The organism is Streptomyces sp. NPDC006733, from assembly GCF_040636125.1.
Classification (GTDB): domain Bacteria; phylum Actinomycetota; class Actinomycetes; order Streptomycetales; family Streptomycetaceae; genus Actinacidiphila.
This window is the reverse complement of sequence record NZ_JBEYJD010000029.1, coordinates 40035-64261: the sequence shown is the minus strand read 5'-3', so window position 1 is coordinate 64261 and position 24227 is coordinate 40035. Positions and strand designations below refer to the sequence as shown.

The window sequence follows — 24227 nt, the reverse complement described above, 5'->3', positions numbered from 1 at the left end:
GTGTGCTCAACGAGAGCCACCGGTCAGGGGTATCGCGGGGGTGGTGCGGAGGATCGTTTTCCGGCCGCGCGGAGGCGGCCGGCTGTGGGGGTCGGGGGCGGGGCCGGGGTCGGGAGAGGGGGGTGAGGCCGGGGTGCCCGCGGGGTCGCGGGTGCCCCGGCCCGTCGCCGCTACGGGTAGGTGGCGCGGATCTTCAGGGCGCGCTGCAGGTCGTGGAGCTGGTCGGCGAGCTGGCGGCGCAGCGCCGGGATCGGGTTCGCGTCGCGCAGGCACTCGCCGCCCAGGCGCAGGGTGTCGGTGTCGGTGGCGGTGGTGGGGAAGGCGTGCCGCCCGGCGCTGGTGGCGAGAGCCGCTCCGCGGCGGGCGGCGACGGCGGTCGCGGCGGGGAAGTAGTACGGCACGTAGCCGTGCAGCAGCTCGTGCTGCTCGGGCTGCCAGAAGCCCTGGGCGGTGGCGGTGAACAGGTAGGCCGACAGGGAGTCGTCCGCGAACATCGCGGTCCAGGCGGCGTGTTTGGCCTGCGGGTCGGGCAGGGCGGCGCGGCAGCGGGCGGCGCCCTCCTCGCCGGAGGCGCTGGGGTCGCGGGTGAGTTCCGCGGCGATGTCGGCGGGGCCGGCGGCGCCCAGGACGGACAGGCGCAGCAGCAGCCGCCAGCGCAGTTCGGGGTCGAGGGCGGGGCCGTCGGGGATGCGGCCCGCGGTGAGCCAGTCGCGCAGCGCGGTGGTGCCGGCCTCGGTGACGGCGCTGTCGACGAGGGTGCGGGCGGCGCTCAGGTGCAGGTCGGCGGAGCCGCCCCGCAGCAGGGTGCGGCAGACCCCGGCGAGCAGGGTGAGGTCGGCGGTGCGGCGGGCGGGGTCGCGGTAGCGGTCGATGAGCTGCTCGCGGGTGAAGGTCAGGACGCCCTGCACGATGGCGGGATCCGTTTCGGCGGAAAGGTGCCGCAGGACCAGGTCGAGGTAGTCGCCGGGCGGCAGTTCGCCGTCGCGCACCAGGTCGCGGGCGGCGTTCCAGACCACGGCCCGGGAGAGGGGGTCGGGCAGGCCGCTGAGGCACTCGGTGACGGTGGTCCACGACTGGTCGTCGAAGCGGATCTTGGTGTAGCTGAGGTCGCCGTCGTTGAGCAGGACCAGGTCGGGGCGGACGGGCCGGCCCTCGGGCAGCAGCGGCACGCGGGGGGCGGCGAGGTCCGCGGCGAGGCGTTCGCGCAGCACGAGCCGGCAGGGGTCGGTCACGGCGCGGTCGTACAGGCCGACGTTGATGCGGTGCGGGCGGCTGCCGGTGCGGGCGATGAACGGGGCCGCGGGGGTGTCGTAGCGCGGCTGGGGGGCGTCGAAGTGCGGCTGCAGGGTGTCGACGCCGGTGGTGCGCAGCCACTGCGCGGCCCATTTGCGCACGTCGCGGTCGGTGGCGGCGCCGAGGGAGTCGATGAAGTCGTCGAGGGTGGCGTTGCCGAAGCGGTGGCGGGCGATGTGGGCGTTGACGCCCGCGAGGAAGTCCTTGGTGCCGAGCCAGGCGACGAGCTGGCGCAGCGCGGAGGCGCCCTTCGCGTAGGAGATGCCGTCGAAGTTGAGCATCGCGGAGGCGGCGTCGGGGACCGCTTCGGGGGCGACGGGGTGGGTGGAGGGGCGCTGGTCGGCGTCGTAGCCGTAGACCTTGCGGTTGATCGCGAAGTCGGTCCAGGTGCTGGTGAAGCCGGTGGCCTCGGCGAGGACCTGGTAGCCGAGGTACTCGGCGAAGGACTCGTTGAGCCAGATGTCGTCCCACCAGGTCAGGGTGACGAGGTTGCCGAACCACATGTGGGCCATCTCGTGGGCGACGACGACGGCCCGCTGCTGGCGTTCGGGGAAGGTGACGGCGGAGCGGTAGACGTACTCGTCGCGGAAGGTGACCAGCCCGGGGCTCTCCATCGCGCCCCAGTTGAACTCCGGCACGAACGCCTGGTCGTAGGAGTCGAACGGGTAGGGCTCGTCGAATATCTCGTGGTACCGGTCGAAGCAGCGGCGGGTGGTGTCGAGGAGTTCGGCCGCGTTGCCGTCCAGGTGCGCCGCCACGCTCCGGCGGGAGTGCAGGCCGAAGGGCAGCCCGGCGTGTTCGGTGCGGATGCTGTACCAGGGTCCCGCGGCGAGGCCGAGCAGGTAGCTGCTGATGGGCGGCGTCGCGGCGAGCTGCCACTGCCCCTCGCCGGTGCGCCGCGCCGTGCCGTTGCCCAGGACCGTCCAGGCGGGCGGGGCGGTGACGGTGACGTCGAAGACCGCCTTGAGGTCGGGCTGGTCGAACGTCGGGGTGAGCGCGGGGCAGATGTCGGGGCCGAGCTGGGTGTAGGTGTAGACCTCGCCGTCGACGGGGTCGGTGAAGCGGTGCATGCCCTCGCCGGTGCGGGAGTAGAGCATCTCCACGTCGATCCGCAGTTCGTTCTCGGTGCTCAGCCCGGGGAGCGGGAGCCGCCCGTCGTCGAGGGTGCCGGGGTCGAGCGGGCGGCCGTTGAGCTCGGCGCTGTGCAGGACGGCCGGCCGGAGCTCGATGAAGGTGGCGGCGCCCGGCTCGCGGGCGGTGAAGCGGATCACCGAGGTGGAGCGGAAGGTCGTGTCCCCGCGGGTGAGGTCGAAGTGGATCGCGTAGCGGTCGACGTCGATCAGGCGGGCGCGGGTCTCGGCCTCGGCGCGAGTCAGGGCTGGCATGCGGGACATGCTGCCGTACGACGCGGCCGGGGTCACGGTCCGGGGTGTCCCCCGTCACCTTCCGGGGTGTGTCCTGTCACCTTCCGGGGTGCTTCCGGCCGCGGTGCGGGGCGGCCGGGAGGGTCACGGTCCGGGGTGGTCGGCGGGCTGGCGGGTGATGCGGCGGGGGTCCAGGTGGTCGGTGGACCAGCCGCCGGGGACGGTGCGGTACTGCTGCTCGCGGAAGCGCACGGGGGCGGCGCCGACCCGGCGGGTGAAGAGCCGGCTGAAGTAGGCGGGGTCCTCGTAGCCGACGCGGCGGGCGACGGCGGCGACCGGCAGGTCGGTGGCGGCCAGCAGCTCCTTGGCGCGGCCGAGCCGGATGCCCAGCAGGTAGTCCTTGGGGCTGCAGTCGGCGCTGCGGCGGACCGCGGCGCGCAGCTCGGCCAGCGTCATGCCGTGCCGGGTGGCGTGCTCGGCGATGGTCAGCGGCAGGAACGCGTCGCGGGCCAGCGCGTCGAGCACCCGGTCGCCGTCGCCGGTGGTGTCGGCGCGGGCGCGGCGCAGGGCGACGAGGAGCTCGTGGACGGCGGCGGAGCTCTCGACCTCCAGCAGCGGGTTCCCCGGGCGGGCGGCCCGGGCGATGCGGGCGATGACGGCGCGCGGTCCCGTGGTGTCGCTGAGCGGGACGATCGGCCGGTCGGGCTCGATGTAGCCGAGTTCGGTGTAGGTGGCGGCGGCCGGTCCGGTGAAGTCGACGAAGCTCTCGTCCCAGCCGCTGCCGGGGTGCGGCGCGTAGTGGTGCTCCGCGTCGGGGGTGAGCCAGAGCAGGGTGGGCGCGGTGATCTCCACGGCGTCGCCGCCGCGGTGCCGGAACCAGCCGGTGCCGGCGCTGATGACGACGGCGACGTGGTGGTCGATGGTGCGCGGCCCGACCGTGGGCAGCGCCCCGTGCTGCATGCCGACGCCGAGGCACACCAGGCCGAGCCGGTGGTGGACCGAGTTCGGGGTGAAGTAGCGCATCCATGTGTGGAACATCGAGGACTGATCTTTGCTCATGGAGCGCGGTGGTGGCCAGGGGGCCGGGGCCACGCCCCCGGCCCCCTGGCGGTTTGCGGTGTTATGCAGGGCCGAGGTCCGTGACGGTGAAGGCGTCGAGGGTGAACTCGGCGGTGCCGCTGTCCCCGGTCTTGCGCAGTCCCACCCAGGCGTCGCCGCCGGTGGGGGCGGTGAACTCGTAGCTGTGGGTGGCGGGCCCGCCGGTCGCGGGCAGCACCGTCCGGGACAGCTCGGTGGTCTCCGGGCGGTCGGTGGCGGTGATCCAGGCGTACTGGCCGGCCTCCTCGTTCTCGTAGCGGAACGTGACGCGGTAGCGGCGGCCGGACGTCAGCCGGGCGGTGTGCGGGACGGTGCGGTAGACCAGCCCGTCGTTCTCGCCGCGCGACTTGAGGGACTGGGTGCCGTCGATGACGTCGTCGATCGCCTTGCCGTTCCAGCCGGCCTGGGTGAAGGCCGCGTGCCGCTGCGCGATGTGGGTGCGCGGGTCGGTGACGTCGCCGGCGTCGCCCTTGACGAAGGCGCCCCAGCCCTGCGGGACGTTCTCGAAGTCCTCGTGGACGAGGGCGCCGGGGGCGCGGGTGGGGGTGGCGGCGACGACGCGGACGTTGTCGAAGGTGACGCGGGCCGCTCCTGCGTCGGCGCGCAGCGTGAGGGTGACGGGTCCGCCGCCCTCGGGGACGGTGAACCAGGTGACCATGCGCTGCATCCGCGATCCGTGCTTGCGGTCGGCGGCCACGTAGTTGCCCGCGGTGGAGGTGTCGGTCCAGTTGGCGGCGGTGACGCCGTCGGCGGTGCGGACCTCCAGGGCGGCCCGGCGCCGCTCCCCCGCGGTGGCGCCGACCTCGACCTGCACGGAGGCGGCGTAGCTGCCGGGCCGCAGCCGCGCCAGGCGCTGGCCGACGGCGGCGGCGCCGCCGGCGGTGACGACCAGTTCGTAGTCGCCGAGCGGGTTGCGGACGACGCTCGCCGGGCCGGTGACGTGCCAGTCGTCGAGCCGCCCGGAGTGGAAGCCGGGGTCGTGGATCGCGGTGCCCTCGCCCCAGCCGGGGGCGGCCTGGCGCGGCGCCCGGTCGCGGTGGACGACGTAGGGCTGTTCGGCGTCGGCGGTCAGGGTGACGGCGCCGTCCCGGACGGGCAGGTCGCGTTCGAAGCGGCGGCCCTGGTCGGTGAGGCGGTACAGGCTCACGGTGCGGGCCTTGGCCCAGCCCGCGGGCAGCCGCCAGGTGCCGGTGCCGCCCGCCGGGTTGTAGTGGTAGAGCTTCGGCGGGTTCTTCGCCTGCCGCGGCTCCCAGGGCAGCAGGTAGGCGCCGCCGCGGTAGACGGTGCGGCCGTCGGTGGTGATGGTGCGGGTGCCGTCGGCGTCGGAGACGGTGGTGGCGGTGGGCCCCATGAAGGTGATCTCGTGGTCGGTCCAGGTGCGGATCGGGTACGCCTGCAGGTACTTGGCGGGCAGGTTCTCCGTCCAGATGGTGCGGTAGAAGGCGTTCCAGTCGGTCTTGCCGACCCAGCCCTCGAACGTGCCGAGCTTCGCGGTGCCCAGCAGCGGCCACTTGTCGGCGAAGACGTCTTTCTGGTGGTGCCGGACCATGCGGATGAGCTGGGAGTTGACGCCGCGCGAGGTGTCGCCGCCGTAGTCGGTCTCGTTCGCCCAGTGCGACCACAGCGAGGAGCGCTCCAGCCCGTGGCCCCACTCGCTGGTGACGGTCCAGCCCTGGGCGCGCAGGTGGCGCTGGAGCCGGTCGGAGGTCCACCCCGACTCGCGGAACACGTCGAGGTAGATGGTGTTGAGCGCCGGGTGGGTCTCGTCGCGCAGCTGCTGGAAGCGGCCGGCGATGTCGCCGCTGAGCAGGTCGCGGCGGGCGTCGATGCGGTACGACTGGTCGAGCCAGTCCCACTGCTGGTCGGCCTTGTTGACGAGCTTCTCGGAGAAGGCGTGGGCGACCGGGTAGGACTCGGTGGCGTTGACGTGGACGGCGAAGTCGCTGTTCCAGCGGGCGCCGCGGGCGACGAGGGTGTTGAGGTCGCCGAGGCCGCCCGCCCGCTGGTTGTAGTTGCCGCCGTAGTCGGGGTGGGCGGAGTCGTGGCCCTCGGACTGGTACCCCTTGAGGAGCGTGAACTGCCGCAGCCCGTCGGTGGCCAGCGAGATCCGCTTGACGTTGTCGAGGGTGGCCAGGAACGGGTTGGTGGCCTGGCTGGCGAAGTTGAACGGGATGTGCGGGACGACCCGCAGGTGCTGGGTGTCGGCGCCGAGCGGGGTGACGGCGATGTCCCGCAGCGCGATCGCCGCGTCCTGCCAGTCGGTCCTCCCGTCGCCGTTGCGGTCGCGGGTGACGATGACCGTGGCGTACGGCAGCGGCTCGGTGTCGCCGGTGGCGGCGCCGGCGGCCCGGTGGGTCCACTGGCCGGGGGCGAGACCGGCCTCGGTCCAGCCGTCGCCGGCCAGCGTCTGCCGCCAGAAGCGGCCGTTCTCCCACGTGGTGCCCTGGGCACCGGCGGGCTTGTCGTAGACGGTGTTGCTCTCGATCGCGGCGGCGAGCGCGTCGGTGGCGACGACGGCGTAGGCGCAGCCGGTGGGCGCGGCCTCGGCGGGCGTGGCGGGGCCGACGCGGATGAGGGTGTCGCCGCTGGCGGCCTTGTCGAGCTGCAGCCGCGCGGCGAGCAGGGCGGCTCCCGGCTGGTCGCTGCGCACGCTCAGCAGCCGCAGCCCGGGGATCTGCAGGGTGCCCACCCGCAGGCTGTCGGTGTCGGCGATGGTGGTGACGCGGAACTCCGTGGTCCAGCCGTCGACGGTGATCTGCGCCTCGATGCGGGTGCCGCCGTCGAAGGCGAGGGTGTACGTGATCCGGTCGGCGCGCACGGCGCTGGTGACGTGCGGGGTGCGGGCGGTGCCGTCGATGAGGAGGGTGCTCGCGGGGGCGGGCGCGCCGTGCAGGACGGCGCCGGTGCCGCGGTCGGTGTAGGAGGCGACGCCGGGGAAGGCGGTGTGGACGCGGACGTCCAGGTGTGCGGAGCGGATCACCGCCAGGCCCGCGGCGGCTGGCGCGGCGGCGGCCCCCGGGGCGGGGACGAGTGCCGCGGCCAGGCCCGCCGCGGCGGTGGAGAGCACCACCGAGCGGCGGCTGGGTCCGGCCTCTCCGCGGCGGCCGGTCTCCCTGCCGGGGCCGGTTTCCATGCTGGTGTCGGGGGCGGACATCGCACTCCTCACTACGGCGTCGCCACGGCCGGGCGGCACGGGGGTGGCCGCCGCCGCTGGCCGTGGGCCGCACGGCCGGCGACTGCCGGCTGTACAGCTGCTTCACGGTCGATCGCCCCTCACCTTGCGCTGCCGGGACCCGGCGCGCCCATGGACAAAGGTGCGCCGGTGTTGGACTCCCGCACCGGGCGCAGTCCGGCGCCGCCCGCGGGCCCGCCCGGCGATCTCCCCGTCCCTCCAATGGAGGCACCACCAGTGGTTTCCGCGTCCCTCCCGGTGCGGACGCGTAATCTCGAATCGCCACCGGTCCGCAGGTGGCCGGCGGGGGGAGATGGTTGTGGCCGAGATCGAGCACGGGTTCCCGCACCTCGCCACCGTCCAGCGGTCGCTCACCGCGCTGTACCGGCGGCTGTCGGCCGACACGGTCGGGCAGTACGCGGCGAGCGTGCACCCGGAGTCGGTGCGGTTCTCCCCGGACGAGGACCCGTACCTGGGGGCGCAGCGCGTGGCGCGGGTGATGCTGCAGCACTTCCGGCTGCCGGACGCCCGGATGGTGGTGGGGTTCCGCGACATGGTGCACGCGGGCAGTGTCGAACTGGCGGCGGGGCCGGAGTACTTCGTGGAGCTGCACTCGCGCTTCAAGACCGACCGCCGTGACGTGGGCGCGGCGCTGGCGCACGAGGTCATGCACGTCTACCTGCACCGGCTGGGCCTGGAGCTGCCCGGCACCCGGGACAACGAGATCCTCACCGACACCGCGACCGCGTTCCTGGGGGCGGGCTGGCTGCTGCTGGACTCCTACCGGGAGGAGCCGGCGATCCGGGACGACCGGCTGATGATGTCGGCGTACAAGCTGGGGTATCTGACGCCGGAGGAGTACGGGTACGTGCTCGCGAAGCGGGCGCTGGTCTTCGGCGACGACATCGAGCCGTGGTTCAGCAGCCCGCTGGCGCGCGACGCGTACCGGGCCGGGCTGGTCCTCGCCGAGCAGGAGCGGCGGCAGCCGCCGCTGCTCGCGGCCGGCTGGGGGGCCCGCCGCCGCTACGCCAAGGACCGGCGGGCGGGCACCGCGGTGGCCGCGGACCCGCTGGGCGGGTACTCCTTCGAGGCGGCGAGCCCGCCGCGGGTCTCGTTCCCGTGCCCGACCTGCCACCAGCGCATGCGGGTGCCGGTGCGCGGGCGCGTCACGGTGCGCTGCGCGCTGTGCCGGACGGTGCTGGAGTGCGACACCTGACCGGCTGAGCGGGGCGCGGGGCGCGCGGAAAGGGCGACGCGGCGCCTGCCCCCGTGGTCGGGGTGGGCAGGCGCCGCGTCATGTTCGGCACTTCGTTGTGCCGGACAGCTCGGGTGGTGCGTCAGACGGTGACCGGGCGGTCCGTGGGGCGGACCGGGGCCGGCAGGGTGCTGTCGCCGGTCAGGAAGCGGTCGACCGCGCTGGCGGCGGACCGGCCCTCGGCGATGGCCCAGACGATGAGCGACTGGCCGCGGCCCGCGTCACCGGCGACGAAGACGCCGTTGACGTTGGTGGCGTAGTCCTGGTCGCGGGCGATGTTGCCGCGCGCGTCCAGTTCCAGGCCGAGCTGCTCGATCAGGCCGTTCTTCTGGTCGGTGCCGGTGAAGCCCATGGCGAGGGTGACGAGCTGGGCCGGGATGGAGCGCTCGGTGCCGGCCTGCGGCACGAACTTCCCGTCCTCGAAGACCACCTCGACCAGGTGCAGCGACTGGACGTTGCCGTCCTCGTCGCCCTCGAACTTCGCGGTGTTGACGGCGTAGACCCGCTCGCCGCCCTCCTCGTGCGCCGAGGTGACCTTGTACGTCATCGGCATCGTCGGCCACGGCTGGTGCTCGGGGCGGTCCTCGGACGGCCGCGGCATGATCTCCAGCTGGGTGACCGACAGCGCGCCCTGGCGGTGGGCGGTGCCGACGCAGTCCGCGCCGGTGTCGCCGCCGCCGATGACGACCACGTGCTTGCCCTCCGCGGTGATCGGGGGTGCGACGAAGTCGCCCTCCTGCACCTTGTTGGCGAGCGGCAGGTACTCCATCGCCTGGTGGATGCCGTTCAGCTCGCGGCCGGGCACCGGCAGGTCGCGGGCCTGGGTGGCGCCGGCGGCGATGACGACCGCGTCGTAGCGCTTCTTGAGCTTGTCGCCGAGCAGGTCGGTGCCGATCTGGACACCGGTGCGGAACTTGGTGCCCTCGGCGCGCATCTGCTCGATGCGGCGGTTGATGTGCCGCTTCTCCATCTTGAACTCGGGGATGCCGTAGCGCAGCAGGCCGCCGATGCGGTCGGCGCGCTCGTACACCGCGACCGTGTGGCCGGCCCGGGTCAGCTGCTGGGCGGCGGCGAGTCCCGCCGGGCCCGAGCCGATGACGGCGACGGTCTTGCCCGACAGCCGCTCCGGCGGCTGCGGGGTGACGTCACCGCTGTCCCACGCCTTGTCGATGATGGTGACTTCGACGTTCTTGATGGTGACGGCGTCCTGGTTGATGCCCAGCACGCAGGCGGACTCGCAGGGCGCGGGGCACAGCCGCCCGGTGAACTCCGGGAAGTTGTTGGTCGCGTGCAGCCGCTCGCTGGCCGCGGTCCAGTCCTCGCGGTAGGCGTAGTCGTTCCACTCGGGGATGAGGTTTCCGAGCGGACAGCCGTTGTGGCAGAACGGGATCCCGCAGTCCATGCACCGGCCGGCCTGCTTGCTGATGATCGGCAGCAGCCCGCCCGGGATGTAGACCTCGTTCCAGTCCTGCTTGCGCTCCTCGACGGGACGCCGGTCGCACAGCTGGCGGGGCGTGGTGAGGAAGCCCTTGGGGTCAGCCATTAGCCGCCTCCATCATCTTCGCGGTGGTCTCGGACTCGGAGAGTCCGGCCTGCTCGGCGGCGTTCTTGGCGGCGAGCACTGCCTTGTAGTCCCTCGGCATGACCTTGCCGAAGCGGGTGAGGGTGGTTCCCCAGTCGCCGAGCAGCTTCTCGGCGACGGTGGAGCCGGTCTCCTCCTGGTGGCGGCGCACGACGTCGTGCAGCCACGTGATGTCCTCGGCGTCGAGCGCCTCGACGTTGACCATCCCGGTGTTGACGTTGTCCGGGTCGAGGTCCAGGACGTAGGCGATGCCCCCGGACATGCCGGCCGCGAAGTTGCGGCCGGTCTCGCCCAGGACGACGGCCCGGCCGCCGGTCATGTACTCGCAGCCGTGGTCGCCCACGCCCTCCGAGACGACGGTGGCGCCGGAGTTGCGGACGCAGAAGCGTTCGCCGGTGCGGCCGCGCAGGAACAGCTCGCCGCCGGTCGCACCGTACGCGATGGTGTTGCCCGCGATGGTGGAGAACTCGGCGAGGTGGTCGGCGCCGCGGTCCGGGCGGACGATGACCCGGCCGCCGGACAGGCCCTTGCCGACGTAGTCGTTGGCGTCGCCCTCCAGGCGGAGCGTGATGCCCCGGGGCAGGAAGGCGCCGAACGACTGGCCGGCGGAGCCGGTCAGGGTGATGTCGATGGTGTCCTCGGGCAGGCCCGCGCCGCCGTACTTCTTCGTCACCTCGTGGCCGAGCATGGTGCCGACCGTCCGGTTGACGTTGCGGATCGGGAGCTGCACGCGGACCGGGGCGCCGGTGGCCAGCGCCTCCTCGGCGAGCTGGATCAGCGTGTTGTCGAGCGCCTTCTCCAGGCCGTGGTCCTGCACCGTGGTCTGGTGCAGCACCGCGCCCTCGGGCAGCTCGGGCACGTACAGCAGCGGGGCCAGGTCCAGGCCCTGCGCCTTCCAGTGGTCGACGGCACGCCCGGCGTCGATGAGCTCGGCGTGGCCGACGGCCTCCTCGATGGAGCGGAAGCCCAGCTCGGCGAGGATCTCGCGGACCTCTTCGGCGATGAACTCGAAGAAGTTGACGATGTACTCGGCCTTGCCGCTGAAGCGCTCGCGCAGCACCGGGTTCTGGGTGGCGACGCCGACCGGGCAGGTGTCCAGGTGGCAGACGCGCATCATGATGCAGCCCGACACGACCAGCGGGGCGGTCGCGAAGCCGAACTCCTCGGCGCCCAGCAGGGCGGCGATGACGACGTCGCGGCCGGTCTTGAGCTGGCCGTCGGTCTGCACGACGATGCGGTCGCGCAGGCCGTTGAGCAGCAGCGTCTGCTGGGTCTCGGCGAGGCCGAGCTCCCAGGGGCCGCCCGCGTGCTTGAGCGAGGTGAGCGGCGAGGCGCCCGTTCCGCCGTCGTGGCCGGAGATCAGGACGACGTCCGCGTGCGCCTTGGAGACGCCCGCGGCGACGGTGCCGACGCCGACCTCGGAGACCAGCTTTACGTGGATGCGCGCCCTGGGGTTGGCGTTCTTCAGGTCGTGGATGAGCTGGGCGAGGTCCTCGATCGAGTAGATGTCGTGGTGCGGCGGCGGCGAGATCAGGCCGACGCCGGGCGTCGAGTGCCGGGTCTTGGCGACCCACGGGTAGACCTTGTGGCCGGGCAGCTGGCCGCCCTCGCCGGGCTTGGCGCCCTGCGCCATCTTGATCTGGATGTCGTCGGAGTTGACCAGGTACTCGCTGGTCACCCCGAAGCGGCCGGAGGCGACCTGCTTGATGGAGCTGCGCCGCGCCGGGTCGTAGAGCCGCTCGGGGTCCTCGCCGCCCTCACCGGTGTTGGACTTGCCGCCCAGCTGGTTCATGGCGATGGCGAGCGTCTCGTGCGCCTCCATGGAGATGGAGCCGTACGACATGGCGCCGGTGGAGAAGCGCTTGACGATCGCGGAGACCGGCTCGACCTCGTCGATGGGGATCGGGGTGCGGCCGTCCTTGAAGGAGAACAGCCCGCGCAGCGTCATCAGGCGCTCGGACTGCTGGTCGACGCGGCTGGTGTACTGCTTGAAGATGTCGTACCGGCGGGTGCGCGTGGAGTGCTGCAGCCGGAAGACGGTGTCCGGGTCGAACAGGTGCGGCTCGCCCTCGCGGCGCCACTGGTACTCGCCGCCGATGTCGAGGCGGCGGTGCGCGGCGGCGATGCCGGAGACCGGGTACGCCTTGGCGTGCCGGGCGGCGACCTCCTGGGCGACGACGTCGAGGCCGGAGCCGCCGAGCTTGGTGTCGGTGCCGTGGAAGTAGGTGTCCACGAACTCGGTGTCCAGGCCGATGGCCTCGAAGACCTGCGCGCCGCGGTAGGAGGCGACGGTGGAGATGCCCATCTTGGACATGACCTTCAGGACGCCCTTGCCGAGCGCCTTGATGAGGTTGCGGATCGCGTCCTCGGCCTCGATGCCCTGCAGGAACGTGTCCGCGCGGGCCAGGTCCTCGACGGACTCCATGGCCAGGTACGGGTTGACGGCCGCGGCGCCGTAGCCGATGAGCAGCGCCACGTGGTGCACCTCGCGCACGTCGCCGGCCTCGACGATCAGGCCGACCTGGGTGCGCTGCTTGGTGCGGATCAGGTGGTGGTGCACGGCCGAGGTGAGCAGCAGCGACGGGATCGGCGCGTGCTCGGCGTCGGAGTGCCGGTCGGACAGCACGATCAGGCGTGCGCCGTCCTCCATCGCGGTGTCGACCTCGGCGCAGATCTCGGTGAGGCGCGCGGCGAGGGAGTCACCGCCGCCCGCGACCCGGTACAGGCCGGAGAGCGTGGCGGAGCCGAGGCCGGGCAGGTCCCCGTCGGCGTTGATGTGGATGAGCTTGGCCAGCTCGTCGTTGTCTATCACCGGGAAGGGCAGCACGACGTTGCGACAGGAGGCCGGGGACGGCTCCAGCAGGTTGCCGCCGGGGCCGACCGTGGAGATCAGCGAGGTGACGAGCTCCTCGCGGATGGCGTCCAGCGGCGGGTTGGTGACCTGCGCGAAGAGCTGGGTGAAGTAGTCGAAGAGCAGCCGGGGGCGGTCGGACAGCGCCGCGATCGGCGAGTCGGTGCCCATGGAGCCGAGCGGCTCGCCGCCGGTCTTGGCCATCGGGGCGAGGATGACGCGCAGCTCTTCCTCGGTGTAGCCGAAGGTCTGCTGGCGGCGGGTGACCGAGGCGTGGGTGTGCACGATGTGCTCACGCTCGGGCAGGTCCTCCAGGGCGATCAGCCCGGCGTCGAGCCACTCCGCGTACGGGTGCTCGGCGGCCAGCGCCGTCTTGATCTCGTCGTCCTCGATGATGCGGTGCTCGGCGGTGTCGACGAGGAACATCTTGCCGGGCTGCAGCCGTCCCTTGCGGACGATCCTGCCGGGCTCGATGTCCAGGACGCCGGACTCCGAGGCGAGCACGACGAGGCCGTCGTCGGTCACCCAGTAGCGGCCGGGGCGCAGGCCGTTGCGGTCCAGGACCGCGCCGACCTGGGTGCCGTCGGTGAAGGTGACGCAGGCCGGGCCGTCCCAGGGCTCCATGATCGTGGAGTGGTACTGGTAGAAGGCGCGGCGGGCCGGCTCCATCGAGGCGTGGTTCTCCCACGCCTCGGGGATCATCATCAGCACGCTGTGCGGCAGCGAGCGGCCGCCGAGGTGGAGCAGTTCCAGCACCTCGTCGAAGGACGCGGTGTCGGAGGCGCCGGGGGTGCAGACCGGGAAGACCCGCTCCAGGCTGCCGCCGAACAGGTCGCTGTCGAGCTGCGACTCGCGGGCCCGCATCCAGTTCCGGTTGCCCTTGACGGTGTTGATCTCACCGTTGTGCGCCACGAAGCGGTACGGGTGGGCCAGCGGCCAGCTCGGGAAGGTGTTGGTGGAGAAGCGGGAGTGCACCAGCGCGATCGCGGTGGCGGTCCGCCGGTCCGACAGGTCCGGGAAGAACGGCTCCAGCTGCCCGGTGGTGAGCATGCCCTTGTAGATGATGGTGCGTGCGGACAGCGACGGGAAGTAGACGTCGGCCTCGCGCTCGGCGCGCTTGCGCAGCACGAAGGCGGGCCGGTCGAGGTCCAGGCCGGAGCGGTTGCCGGTGCCGTCCGCCACGAAGAGCTGGGCGAAGTGCGGCATCGTCGAGCGGGCCGTGGCGCCCAGCAGCTGCGGGGCGACCGGGACCTCGCGCCAGCCGAGGACGGTGAGGCCCTCCTCGGCGGCGATCCGCCCGATCGCGTCGACGGCCTTGGTGCGGTCCTCGGTGTCGACGGGCAGGAAGCCGATGCCCACGGCGTAGTGGCCGGCCCCGGGGAGGGAGAACCCGGCGGCTTCGCGCAGGAAGGCGTCCGGGACCTGGAGGAGGATGCCGGCGCCGTCACCCGAGTCGGGTTCGGAGCCGGTGGCACCGCGGTGCTCCAGGTTGCGCAGAACGGTCAGTGCCTGCTCGACCAGCGCGTGGCTGGCCTCGCCCGTCAGGGTGGCCACGAAGCCGACGCCACAGGCGTCGTGCTCGTTGCGGGGGTCGTACAGTCCCTGCGGGGCGGGTCGCCCGTCCATGAACGCGGAACGCATCGGCTCTCCCGTCGTCGTCATTATTGGCATATATGCAGTGCCTGTCATAGGCATGCGCAATAGGGACGACGTTGGCCCTCTGCGATTTCGTGCAGGTTACATGATGACCGAGTGTTCGAGAAGCGGATACTCAGTTCCATCATGTGGACAAGGTGCAGGGTATGCGGGCAGTACGCCGCACCTGCGGACCGTGTCGTTACAGAGTTGCCCGGAACGGATCCCGTCCGGCGCCACCGCATGATGCCCGTTGGCGCGGCCCCTGAAACGAGGGGGAAACAACGAAAGGCTTGTGGCCTCGGTCACCCGGCTCAGCCGACGGCGGTACCGATGAATGAACCCAGTACGAAGGTAACCCCGGCAGCCGTTCCACCCAACAGGAGCTGCCGGATCCCGCTGAACCACCAGGAGCGGGCCGTCACCCGGGCCACCGCCGCGCCGCAGCCGAACAGGCCGATCAGCGCCAGCACCAGCGCGGGCCACAGCGCGGTGGCGCCCAGCAGGTACGGGAGCACCGGCAGCAGCGCGCCGAGCGCGAAGGAGACGAACGAGGAGCCGGCCGCCACCAGCGGGGAGGGCAGGTCGCCCGGGTCGATGCCCAGCTCCTCGCGGGCGTGTATCTCCAGCGCCTGCTCGGGGTCGGCCGACATCTGCCGCGCGACCTCCATCGCCAGCTCCGGCTCCACCCCGCGCGAGACGTAGAGCGCCGCCAGCTCGCGCAGCTCGTCCTTGGGGTGCCGGCGCAGCTCCAGCCGTTCGATGTCCAGCTCCGCCTCGACCAGCTCGCGCTGCGAGGCCACCGAGGTGTACTCCCCCGCCGCCATCGAGAAGGCGCCGGCCGCCAGCCCCGCGAGCCCGGTGACCACGATCACCCTCGTGGCGACGTCGCCGCCGGCGACCCCGGTCATCAGCGCGAGGTTCGACACCAGCCCGTCCATCGCCCCGAAGACCGCGGGCCGCAGCCAGCCGCCGCTGACGTCGCGGTGCGTGTGGTGCGCGACGTGGTACGGCATGGTCTCGTCGGTCTCGACGGCCGTCGACATGATGAAGCTGCTCCCTCCGGCCGGGGCGCTCGCCCCGGATCCCTCCCTGTGAACACCTCGAAGGTACGCGCGAATTCCATCGCGTTCCAGCTAGGAAAGGCTGCCCTACCTGCGAAAACACCGCGGCCGCCGGAATCGGGAGAGCCGGCGGCCGCGGGAGGTTCTGCGGGGTTCAGGAGGATTTGGACGCCTCTGCGCCGTCACTCTCCGCATCGGAGGGGCTCTTCGCCCCGGCCTTGGTGCTGCCGGACGCGGCGACGGGCTCGTCGCCCCCGTCCGCGGGGTCCGCGGGGTCCTTGTCCAGGCTCACCCCGTCGCCGGCGGCGGCCGGCTCCACGTTCGTCTCGACGCCCGGGTGCCGGCGCGCCGACACCACCATGCCGACCACCGCGCCGATGAAGACGATCACCGCGGTCCAGCAGTTCAGCCGCAGGCCCAGGACGTGGTGGGCGTCGTCGACGCGCATGTACTCGATCCAGAAGCGGCCCACGCAGTAGGACGCGACGTACAGCGCGAAGGCGCGGCCGTGCCCGAGGCCGAACCGGCGGTCCGCCCAGATCACCAGCAGCGCGACACCGACGCACCACAGCGACTCGTACAGGAACGTCGGGTGGTAGGTGCCCGCCGGGTGCTGGTCGGTGGCGCTGATCTTCAGCGCCCACGGCAGGTCGGTGGCGCGCCCGTAGAGCTCCTGGTTGAACCAGTTGCCCCAGCGGCCGCAGGCCTGCGCGAGCGCGATGCCCGGCGCCAGGGCGTCCGCCCAGGCCGGCAGCGGGATGCCCCGGCGGCGGCAGCCGATCCAGGCACCGACCGCGCCGAGCGCGATCGCACCCCAGATGCCGAGGCCGCCCTCCCAGATCTTGAACGCGTTGACCCAGTTCTTACCGTCGGCGAAGTACAGCTCGTAGTCGGTGATGACGTGGTAGAGCCGGCCGCCGACGAGTCCGAAGGGCACCGCCCACACGGCGATGTCCGCGACGGTCCCCTTCTGGCCGCCGCGGGCCACCCACCGCTTGTTTCCGAGCCAGACGGCTACGAAGACGCCGATGATGATGCAGAACGCGTAGCCGCGGAGCGGGATGGGTCCGAGGTACACCACACCGCTGGACGGACTGGGAATGAAAGCGAGGTTCTCCATAGCAGGGCCGACGCTACCGTGCCGGGCGGGCGCTGTGGCACCCGGCCCGGCTACGGACGCGTAACGGCCCTGCGGTCAGGACGCGCTCGGCGCGGCTCTCAGGAGGCGGGGGCCGGGGTGACCGTGCCGGCCTTCTTGCCCTCGTTGGCCGCGGCGACCTGCTGCTTGAGCTTGTCGGGGGTCAGCGGGTCGCTCTGGTTGCCGTAGACGTTCTTGCCGTTGAGCAGGACGGTCGGCGTGGAGCTGAACCCGGAGCCGCTGAAGGCGGCGGCCGACTTCTTGATCCAGCTGTCGTACGTGCCGTTGTTCACGCACGCGGTGAAGGTGTCGGTCTTCAGCCCCGGCACCTTGCCCGCGAGCTCCAGCAGGTACGCCTTGTCGCCGAACTTGTCCTCCCGCTCGTCCGGCTGGTTCTCGTACAGCACGTCGTGGAACGCCCGGAACTTCCCGGCGTCCTGCGCGCAGACGGCGGCGTTGCCCGCGTTGAGCGAACCGGTCCCGCCCATGTTGCCGTCGATGATCGTCACGAGGTGGTACTCGGTCTTCAGCGCGCCGCTGTCCTCCAGGGAGTGCACGGTGTCGCGGAAGGTCTTCTCGAACATGCCGCAGCCGGGGCAGCGGAAGTCCTCGTAGACGGTCAGCGTGGACGGCGCGTCGGTCGCGCCGGTCGGGATGACGAGGTTGTCCTTGCCGGTCGCGCCCTTGGGGGACGCCAGCGGCTTGGACGGTTCGCTCTTGTGGTTGGCCACCACCCCCGCGATCGCGCCGGCGATCGCCAGCACCACGACGACGGCTCCGCCGACGATCCACGTCCTCCTGCGTTTGTCGCGCGCCTTGTCCTTCTCGCGCTGCTCATACATCGCCTCACGGGCGGTGCGCTTACCCTCACGGTTCTTCTGGCTCACACCCCTGGACAACGAACGGGGCGCGGGGACGGGCGCTGCGGTCCGCGGGATTCGCCCGAACGAGCGAGCCGTGGCCCGGGGTTCACGCCCCGGGCCGGGCGGGCTCGGCGGCCCGCCCGGCCCGGGAGCGAACGGCTACGCGCGCTTGCGGACGCCCGCCGCGAGGTCGGCGGCGAGCTCGCGGACCCCGGCCAGGCCCGTCGCGAGGTCCGGTGCGTCCAGCAGCCGCTTGACGAACGCGGAGCCGACGATGACGCCGTCCGCGAAGGCGGCGACCTCGGCTGCCTGCTCGGGGTTGGAGACGCCCAGGCCGACGCAGACCGGCAGCTCGGTGGTGGCGCGGGTGCGCCGTACGAGGTCGGCCGCCTGCGCGCCGACGCTCACCCGGGTGCCCGTGACGCCCATCAGCGACGCCGCGTAGACGAAGCCGCTGCCCACCGCGGTGATCTTGGCGAGCCGTTCGTCGCGGCTGCTCGGCGCGACCACGAAGACGGTGGCCAGGCCGTGCAGCTCCGCGGCCTTGCGCCACACCTCGGACTCCTCGACCGGCAGGTCGGGCAGGATGCAGCCGGCGCCGCCCGCCTCGGCGAGGTCGGCGGCGAACCGCTCCACGCCGTACCGGTCGATCGGGTTCCAGTACGTCATGACCAGCACCGGCGCCCCGGTGGCGGCGTGCGCCTCGTGGACGGTGCGCAGCACGTCCTTGATCCGGACGCCGCCGCGCAGCGCGATGTCGTCGGCGGTCTGGATGACCGGGCCGTCGAGGACCGGGTCGCTGTGCGGCAGGCCCACCTCGACGACGTCGCAGCCGCCTTCGAGCATCGCCTTGACGGCTTCGATGCCGCCGTCGACCGAGGGGAACCCGGCCGGCAGGTAGCCGACGAGCGCGGCCCGGTTCTCGGCCTTCGCCGCGGCCAGGACGCCGTTCAACAGCTCGATGTTGCCGCTCACTTGGCTTCCCCCTGCTCGTTCCCGTTCTCGTACAGACCGAAGTAGCGGGCCGCGGTGTCCATGTCCTTGTCGCCGCGTCCGGAGAGGTTCACCAGGAGCAGGGCGTCCGGGCCCAGCTCGCGGCCGATCTCCAGCGCCCCGGCGAGCGCGTGCGCGCTCTCGATCGCGGGGATGATGCCCTCGGTCCGCGACAGGAGGCGCAGCGCCTGCATCGCGTGGTCGTCGGTGACCGCGCGGTACTCGGCGCGGCCACTGTCCTTGAGGTAGGAGTGCTCCGGGCCGACGCCCGGGTAGTCCAGGCCCGCCGAGATCGAGTACGGCTCGGTGATCTGGCCCTCGTCGTTCTGCAGGACGTAGGAGCGGGAGCCGTGCAGGATGCCGGGCTCGCCCTGGCTGAGGGTGGCGGCGTGCTCGCCGGTCTCCACCCCGTGCCCCGCGGGTTCGCAGCCGACGAGGCGCACGTCCGCGTCGCCGAGGAACGCGTGGAAGAGCCCGATCGCGTTCGAGCCGCCGCCGACGCAGGCGACGGCCGCGTCCGGGAGCCGCCCGGTGCGCTCCAGGAGCTGCCGGCGGGCCTCGACGCCGATGACCCGGTGGAAGTCGCGGACCAGCGCGGGGAAGGGGTGCGGCCCCGCGACCGTGCCGAAGAGGTAGTGCGTGCGGTCGACGTTGGCGACCCAGTCGCGGAACGCCTCGTTGATGGCGTCCTTGAGGGTGCGGCTGCCGGACGTCACGGAGACGACCTCGGCGCCGAGCATCCGCATGCGCGCGACGTTCAGCGCCTGGCGCTGGGTGTCGACCTCGCCCATGTAGATGGTGCACTCCAGGCCGAAGAGCGCGCACGCGGTGGCGGTGGCGACGCCGTGCTGGCCGGCTCCGGTCTCGGCGATGACGCGGGTCTTGCCCATCCGCTTGGTGAGCAGCGCCTGGCCCAGCACATTGTTGATCTTGTGCGAGCCGGTGTGGTTGAGGTCCTCGCGCTTGAGGAAGATCCGGGCGCCGCCCGCGTGCTCGGCGAACCGGGCGACCTCGGTGAGCGCGCTCGGCCGGCCGGTGTAGTTGACCATCAGGTCGTTCAGCTCGGCGGCGAAGGCCGGATCGGCCTTCGCCTTCTCGTACTCGACGGCGACCTCGTCGACGGCGGCGACCAGCGCCTCCGGGATGAACTTGCCGCCGAACGCGCCGAAGTAGCCTTCGGCGGTCGGGATCCGACCCTCGGGGTCGGGAATGAAGAATTCCGACATGGCAGACACAGGAGTCCCCTGACAGTGAAATGCGGTGGCTGATGGAAGTGTCGCGGCTCAGCCGCGTCGCCATCGCATTCCGTTGACCTGTCCGGGCTCGCCGCCGATCACGTAGCGCACCCGACGGCCCAGTACGCGACGCGCGGGCGCCCGGCAGCCGCGGGGGCGGCAGCCGGGGGCGAGGCGCGTCGCGATGGACATCGGGTCAGTTCCGTCCGAACCGCAGGGCGGGGTGGGCGCCGGCGGCCACGAGGTCGGCGACGGCCGCCCGCGGGTCCTTGCCGGTCACCAGGGACTCGCCGACCAGCACGGCGTCGGCGCCGTCGTTGGCGTAGGCGATCAGGTCGTGCGGCCCGCGGACGCCGGACTCGGCGATCTTCACGATCTCGTCCGGGATCTCGGGGGCGATCCGCGCGAAGTTGCCGCGGTCGACCTCGAGCGTCTTGAGGTTGCGGGCGTTGACGCCGATGATCCGGGCGCCGGCGTCGACCGCGCGGGCGGCCTCCTCCTCGTCGTGCACCTCGACGATCGGGGTGAGCCCGATCGAGGTGGCCCGCTCGATGAGGGAGACCAGCGCGTCCTGCTCCAGGGCGGCGACGATCAGCAGGGCGAGGTCGGCGCCGTAGGCGCGCGCCTCCCACAGCTGGTACGCGGTGACGATGAAGTCCTTGCGGAGCACCGGGATGTCGACCTTGGCGCGGACCGCCTCGAGGTCGGCGAGCGAGCCGCCGAACTTGCGCTGCTCGGTGAGGACGCTGATGACCGCCGCGCCGCCCGCCTCGTAGTCGGCGGCGAGGCCCGCCGGGTCGGCGATGGCGGCCAGCGCGCCCTTGGAGGGGCTGGACCGCTTGACCTCGCAGATGACCTTGACGCTGTCACCGCGCAGGGCGGCGACCCCGTCCATCGCTTCGCGTGCCTTGCCGGCCAGCTCCTTGAGCTCGTCGATGGAGACCTGGGCCTGCCGGTCGGCGAGGTCGGCGCGGACTCCGTCGATGATCTCGTCGAGCACACTCACGCGAGCGGTCCCCTTCCGGGCTGGGTGGTGGAGCAGGTCCGTACACCGAAACGATCAAGCCAGTGGATGCTCGCCGCGGCTCACTGATGGTATCCGGCCGGGGGCGGAGGGCGCGCATCCGGTCGATCGTGGTCCCACTACCTGGACAAATGCCGTCACCGAAGGTAGCGGCCGCCCGCCGTGACACGGCTTTCGCGGCTTTCGCGGGCCGGTGGGCAGCGAACGGCGGGATCCGGCCACCTCCGGGCGTGTCGCGGTGCTCCGGCCGGGGGCGGGCAGGCCGTCACGGGGCGAGCACGGACCCGAACGGCAGGTTCCGGACGACGCTGAAGAGCAGCACCAGCGCGCCGATCGCCCACCAGTACGCGGGGCGCAGCCGGATCTCGAACGCGCGGCCGCGCAGCGTCCGCGACAGCCAGACCGCCCAGAAGACGGCGAAGAGCACGTAGCAGGCCACCGCCAGCGCGTTCAGGCCGAGGGCCGCGCCGAGGTCGCCGTGCGCGAAGGCGTGGGCGCTGCGCAGGCCGCCGCAGCCGGGGCAGAAGATCCCGGTGTACCGCAGCAGCGGGCAGACCGGGTAGTGGCCGGGGGTGTTCGGGTCGACCGCTCCGACGTACGCGAACGCGGCGACGACTCCCGCCAGCACCCCGAGCGGCACGGCGGCCCGCCGCAGCCGCCCGGCGGGCGGCGCGGGCTCGGGGGCGCGAGCCGGGGTGGGGGCGGACCAGCGGTGCGGCGAGGCGGTGGCGGGGGTGCCGGCGGCGGTCGGCGGCGGCCCGGCGGTCAGCTTGTCGGTCACGAGCCCGATTGTGCCCCGGGACGCACGAGGGCGCAGCCCCGGAGCCGCCGGGGCCGCGCCTGTGTCGTGCCGGTGTCGCGTCGGCGTCGTGCCGTTGCGCGCCGTCGCCGGGTGCGCCGCGGCCGGGGCCGTTCGCCGTGGCCGTCGTGCCGGGGCCGGACGTCAGCCGTGGGCGGGCTTGCGGGGCTGGCCCAGGCCCATCATCCGCATCACGAGGCCGACGACGCCGCCGAGCGCGACCACGACCAGGCCGGCCCAGAAGCCGAGCGGCTCAGCCATCACCATGAAGGCACCCGAGACGCAGAATCCGATGAACGCGATTATGACGCCGGTCCAGGCGGCAGGGGTGTGGCCGTGGTTGGTGCCCGCCATGAGTGCTCCCAATATGTTCTCGGTCGGGGAAGTTGTCCACGACCATTCTTGCGCGTGTCCGGGACCCCTCGTGCACGGGGGGTACGACCCGTCCTGCCCCCGCGCACCGGAGTGTGAGCCACGGCTCAGCTCCCGGTCGGGTCCTCGCCGCGGTCGAGGGCCTTCCACAGCTCCTCGGGGCGTTCGGGGTCCGGGGCGGTGCGCTGGGCCCTGCGGGACGGGCGGGCGGCGGCCCCGTCCCGGTCGTAGCGGTTGGACATCCCCGGCCAGTGGCGGCCGCACAGCACGGCGAGCGCCCCGGCCGCGAGCAGCAGCGCTCCCCCGGCGGCGGCGGCCCACGGCCATGTGGTGGAAGTCTCACCGACGACGGTCGTGCTCGTGAGCGTCGTGGCGGCCTTGGCGGCCGCGCCCAGCGCGGCGCCGGGGCCCTCGGTGAGGGAGGTGGTGACGATGCCGGCGCCGCACAGCACGAGCAGCCCCGACAGGACGGAGCGGGCGGCGCCGCGGACGGCGAACACCGCGACGAGGGCGGCGAGGCCGACCAGCGCGAGCGCGCCGGGCACACCGGTGACCTCCCGGCCGGAGACGGCGAGCGCCACCGAGCCCTCGGCGTACTTCGCGGTCCCGTGCGCCCAGGTCTTGCCCGCCGCGAGCAGCGTCAGGGCGGCGCCCGCCGCGCCGAGCAGCAGCGCGAGGGCCAGGCTGCGGCGGCCAGCGGTGCGGGCGCGCGGCGGCGGCCCCGCCACCACGTGGGCGGCGGTGGGATCCGGGGAGGTCGGGGCGGTCACGGCGGCATCCGGGGCGGTCGCGGTGGGGCTCGCGGCGGGGGCGGATGCGTCGGCGGGGCGGGGCGGGGGCACGGCAGTCACACGGACCACTATCGCGCGTCGTCCCGTGAGCGGCACAGCCGGGGGACCGATCGCGGACAGACCACCACGAGTCGATTTCATGCGCCGACCGGCTCATGAGTGAGCAACTTTTCGCCCATGCGATCACTGCCGAAAGCAAAGCGGAGGTAGAGACTCCGTCTGCCGTCTTGTTGACGTGCGCCCGTCACCATACGTTCGCGCCGATCCCCCGAACGAGCACCCTCGTCCCGGCGGATCGACTCCCCCCGCACAGCCCCCGGTTCACCGCCACAGGAGGCAGTACGTTGCGCACAACCCTCTCTCCCGCGTCGCTTCGGCGCGCCGGACTCTCCCTCACCGCCGTCGCGGGACTGGCCCTGACGGGCTTCGCCATCGCCCCCTCCGCCGACGCGCAGCCGGTCGCGCGGACCACCGCCGCCGCACCGGCCGCCGCCCCGGCCGCCGACCAGCCCGTCCGTACCGCACGGGCCTGCGCGCTGCCCAAGGCCGGCGAGATGGCCTGCAAGGCGCTGCGCGTCACCAGCGGCACCGTGCACACCACCAACGTCCGAGGCACGACGATCACACCGAACGCGGCCGCCGCCACCCCCACAGGTTACGGCCCGAGCGATCTCCAGAAGGCGTACGGACTGACCTCCGCGGCGGCGTCGAACGGCGCCGGGCGGACGATCGCGATCGTCGACGCCTACGACGACCCCAACGCCGAGTCGGACCTCGGCGTCTACCGCGCGCACTACGGCCTGCCGGCCTGCACCACGGCCAACGGCTGCTTCAAGAAGGTCAGCCAGACCGGCAGCACCACCGCGCTGCCGGCCTCGGACGCCGGCTGGTCGGAGGAGATATCGCTCGACCTCGACATGGCGAGCGCGATCTGCCCCAACTGCAAGATCCTGCTCGTCGAGGCCAAGACCCCGTCCATGGCGAACCTCGGCACCGCGGTGAACCGCGCCGTCACCCTCGGCGCGAAGTACGTCTCCAACAGCTACGGCGGCGGGGAGTCCTCCTCCGACGCCTCCTACGACAGCAGCTACTTCAACCACCCGGGCGTGGCGATCACGGTCAGCGCCGGTGACTCCGCCTACGGCGCCGAGTACCCCGCCGCCTCCAAGTACGTGACGTCGGTCGGCGGCACCGCGCTGAAGACCGCGTCCAACACCCGCGGCTGGACCGAGACCGTCTGGTCCACGAACAGCACCGAGGGCACCGGCTCCGGCTGCTCCGCCTACGACGCCAAGCAGTCCTGGCAGAAGGACACCGGCTGCGCCAAGCGGACCATCTCCGACGTCTCGGCGGTCGCCGACCCGGCCACCGGCGTCGCGATCTACGACTCCTTCGGGATCACCGCCGGCTACTACACCTTCGGCGGCACCAGCGCCTCGGCGCCGATCATCGCGGGCGTGTACGCCATCGCCGGCACCCCGTCGTCCGGTTCGTACCCGACCTCGTTCCCGTACGCCCACACCACGGCGCTCAACGACGTGGTCAGCGGCTCCAACGGCAGCTGCTCGGGCTCGTACCTGTGCACCGCCAAGACCGGCTACGACGGCCCGACGGGTCTCGGCACCCCGAACGGCACCTCGGCCTTCACCGGCTGACGGCTCCGTGAAGCGGGGCGGGGCGGCCCGACCGGGCCGCCCC

The 24227-nt window shown here is 72.7% G+C and carries 16 protein-coding genes; 2 read left to right on the top strand and 14 right to left on the bottom strand.

Going from position 1 to position 24227, the window contains the following annotated elements; genetic code table 11:
- Positions 1-170 precede the first annotated feature (170 nt).
- From pepN to ABZ721_RS24890, 3 genes are all read right to left on the bottom strand, one after another.
- Entirely contained in the window at positions 171-2678 is a 2508-nt protein-coding gene (gene pepN / locus ABZ721_RS24900) for an aminopeptidase N (RefSeq protein WP_358790896.1), read from the bottom strand.
- A gap of 123 nt (positions 2679-2801) precedes the next feature.
- Positions 2802-3695: an AraC family transcriptional regulator gene (locus tag ABZ721_RS24895; protein WP_358790954.1), complete on the bottom strand. Its 894-nt coding sequence runs from the start codon at positions 3693-3695 to the stop codon at positions 2802-2804.
- An 82-nt stretch (positions 3696-3777) separates the two neighbouring features.
- Positions 3778-6888 (bottom strand): endo-alpha-N-acetylgalactosaminidase family protein, encoded by a 3111-nt coding sequence (locus tag ABZ721_RS24890; RefSeq protein ID WP_358790953.1) that lies wholly within the window; start codon positions 6886-6888, stop codon positions 3778-3780.
- 358 nt (positions 6889-7246) lie between these two features.
- Here ABZ721_RS24890 and ABZ721_RS24885 point away from each other — a divergent pair, with 358 nt between their 5' ends.
- Positions 7247-8143, top strand: a complete 897-nt coding sequence (locus tag ABZ721_RS24885) for a hypothetical protein (protein WP_358790895.1) — start codon at positions 7247-7249, stop codon at positions 8141-8143.
- A 121-nt stretch (positions 8144-8264) separates the two neighbouring features.
- On the opposite strand, the gene ABZ721_RS24880 is transcribed toward ABZ721_RS24885, so the two are convergent.
- The 11 genes from ABZ721_RS24880 to ABZ721_RS24830 form a co-directional block, all read right to left on the bottom strand.
- A complete protein-coding gene (locus ABZ721_RS24880) occupies positions 8265-9725 on the bottom strand; it encodes a glutamate synthase subunit beta (protein ID WP_358790894.1) in 1461 nt (486 codons plus the stop codon).
- Positions 9718-14256, bottom strand: coding sequence for a glutamate synthase large subunit (gene gltB / locus ABZ721_RS24875; RefSeq protein WP_358790893.1), 4539 nt, complete (start codon positions 14254-14256; stop codon positions 9718-9720). The genes ABZ721_RS24880 and gltB overlap by 8 nt, the downstream gene beginning before the upstream one ends.
- A 308-nt stretch (positions 14257-14564) precedes the next feature.
- Positions 14565-15296, bottom strand: a complete 732-nt coding sequence (locus ABZ721_RS24870; protein ID WP_358790892.1) for a VIT1/CCC1 transporter family protein — start codon at positions 15294-15296, stop codon at positions 14565-14567.
- 172 nt (positions 15297-15468) lie between these two features.
- On the bottom strand, positions 15469-16434 hold the full coding sequence (lgt, locus tag ABZ721_RS24865) for a prolipoprotein diacylglyceryl transferase (RefSeq protein ID WP_358790891.1): 966 nt from the start codon (positions 16432-16434) through the stop codon (positions 15469-15471).
- 98 nt (positions 16435-16532) lie between these two features.
- On the bottom strand, positions 16533-17339 hold the full coding sequence (locus ABZ721_RS24860) for a thioredoxin domain-containing protein (RefSeq protein WP_358790890.1): 807 nt from the start codon (positions 17337-17339) through the stop codon (positions 16533-16535).
- A 135-nt stretch (positions 17340-17474) separates the two neighbouring features.
- Positions 17475-18290, bottom strand: coding sequence for a tryptophan synthase subunit alpha (gene trpA, locus ABZ721_RS24855; RefSeq protein ID WP_358790889.1), 816 nt, complete (start codon positions 18288-18290; stop codon positions 17475-17477).
- Entirely contained in the window at positions 18287-19534 is a 1248-nt protein-coding gene (trpB, locus tag ABZ721_RS24850; RefSeq protein ID WP_358790888.1) for a tryptophan synthase subunit beta, read from the bottom strand. Before trpB ends, trpA begins: the two co-directional genes overlap by 4 nt.
- A gap of 205 nt (positions 19535-19739) precedes the next feature.
- Positions 19740-20549 carry an indole-3-glycerol phosphate synthase TrpC gene (gene trpC, locus ABZ721_RS24845; protein ID WP_358790887.1) on the bottom strand — a complete coding sequence of 270 codons (810 nt, stop codon included), beginning with the start codon at positions 20547-20549 and terminating at the stop codon, positions 19740-19742.
- 283 nt (positions 20550-20832) lie between these two features.
- Complete coding sequence (locus tag ABZ721_RS24840) at positions 20833-21222, bottom strand: DUF2752 domain-containing protein (RefSeq protein WP_358790952.1); 390 nt, start codon at positions 21220-21222, stop codon at positions 20833-20835.
- Between the two features lie 288 nt (positions 21223-21510).
- A complete protein-coding gene (locus ABZ721_RS24835; RefSeq protein ID WP_358790886.1) occupies positions 21511-21720 on the bottom strand; it encodes an HGxxPAAW family protein in 210 nt (69 codons plus the stop codon).
- A 125-nt stretch (positions 21721-21845) separates the two neighbouring features.
- Entirely contained in the window at positions 21846-22589 is a 744-nt protein-coding gene (locus tag ABZ721_RS24830; protein ID WP_358790885.1) for a TIGR02234 family membrane protein, read from the bottom strand.
- Positions 22590-22873: 284 nt separating this feature from the next.
- On the opposite strand from ABZ721_RS24830, the gene ABZ721_RS24825 reads away from it, so the two are divergent.
- The gene (locus tag ABZ721_RS24825; RefSeq protein WP_358790884.1) at positions 22874-24184 is read left to right on the top strand and encodes a peptidase S8; all 1311 of its coding nucleotides are present in this window, start codon (positions 22874-22876) and stop codon (positions 24182-24184) included.
- The last annotated feature ends 43 nt before the right edge of the window (positions 24185-24227 follow it).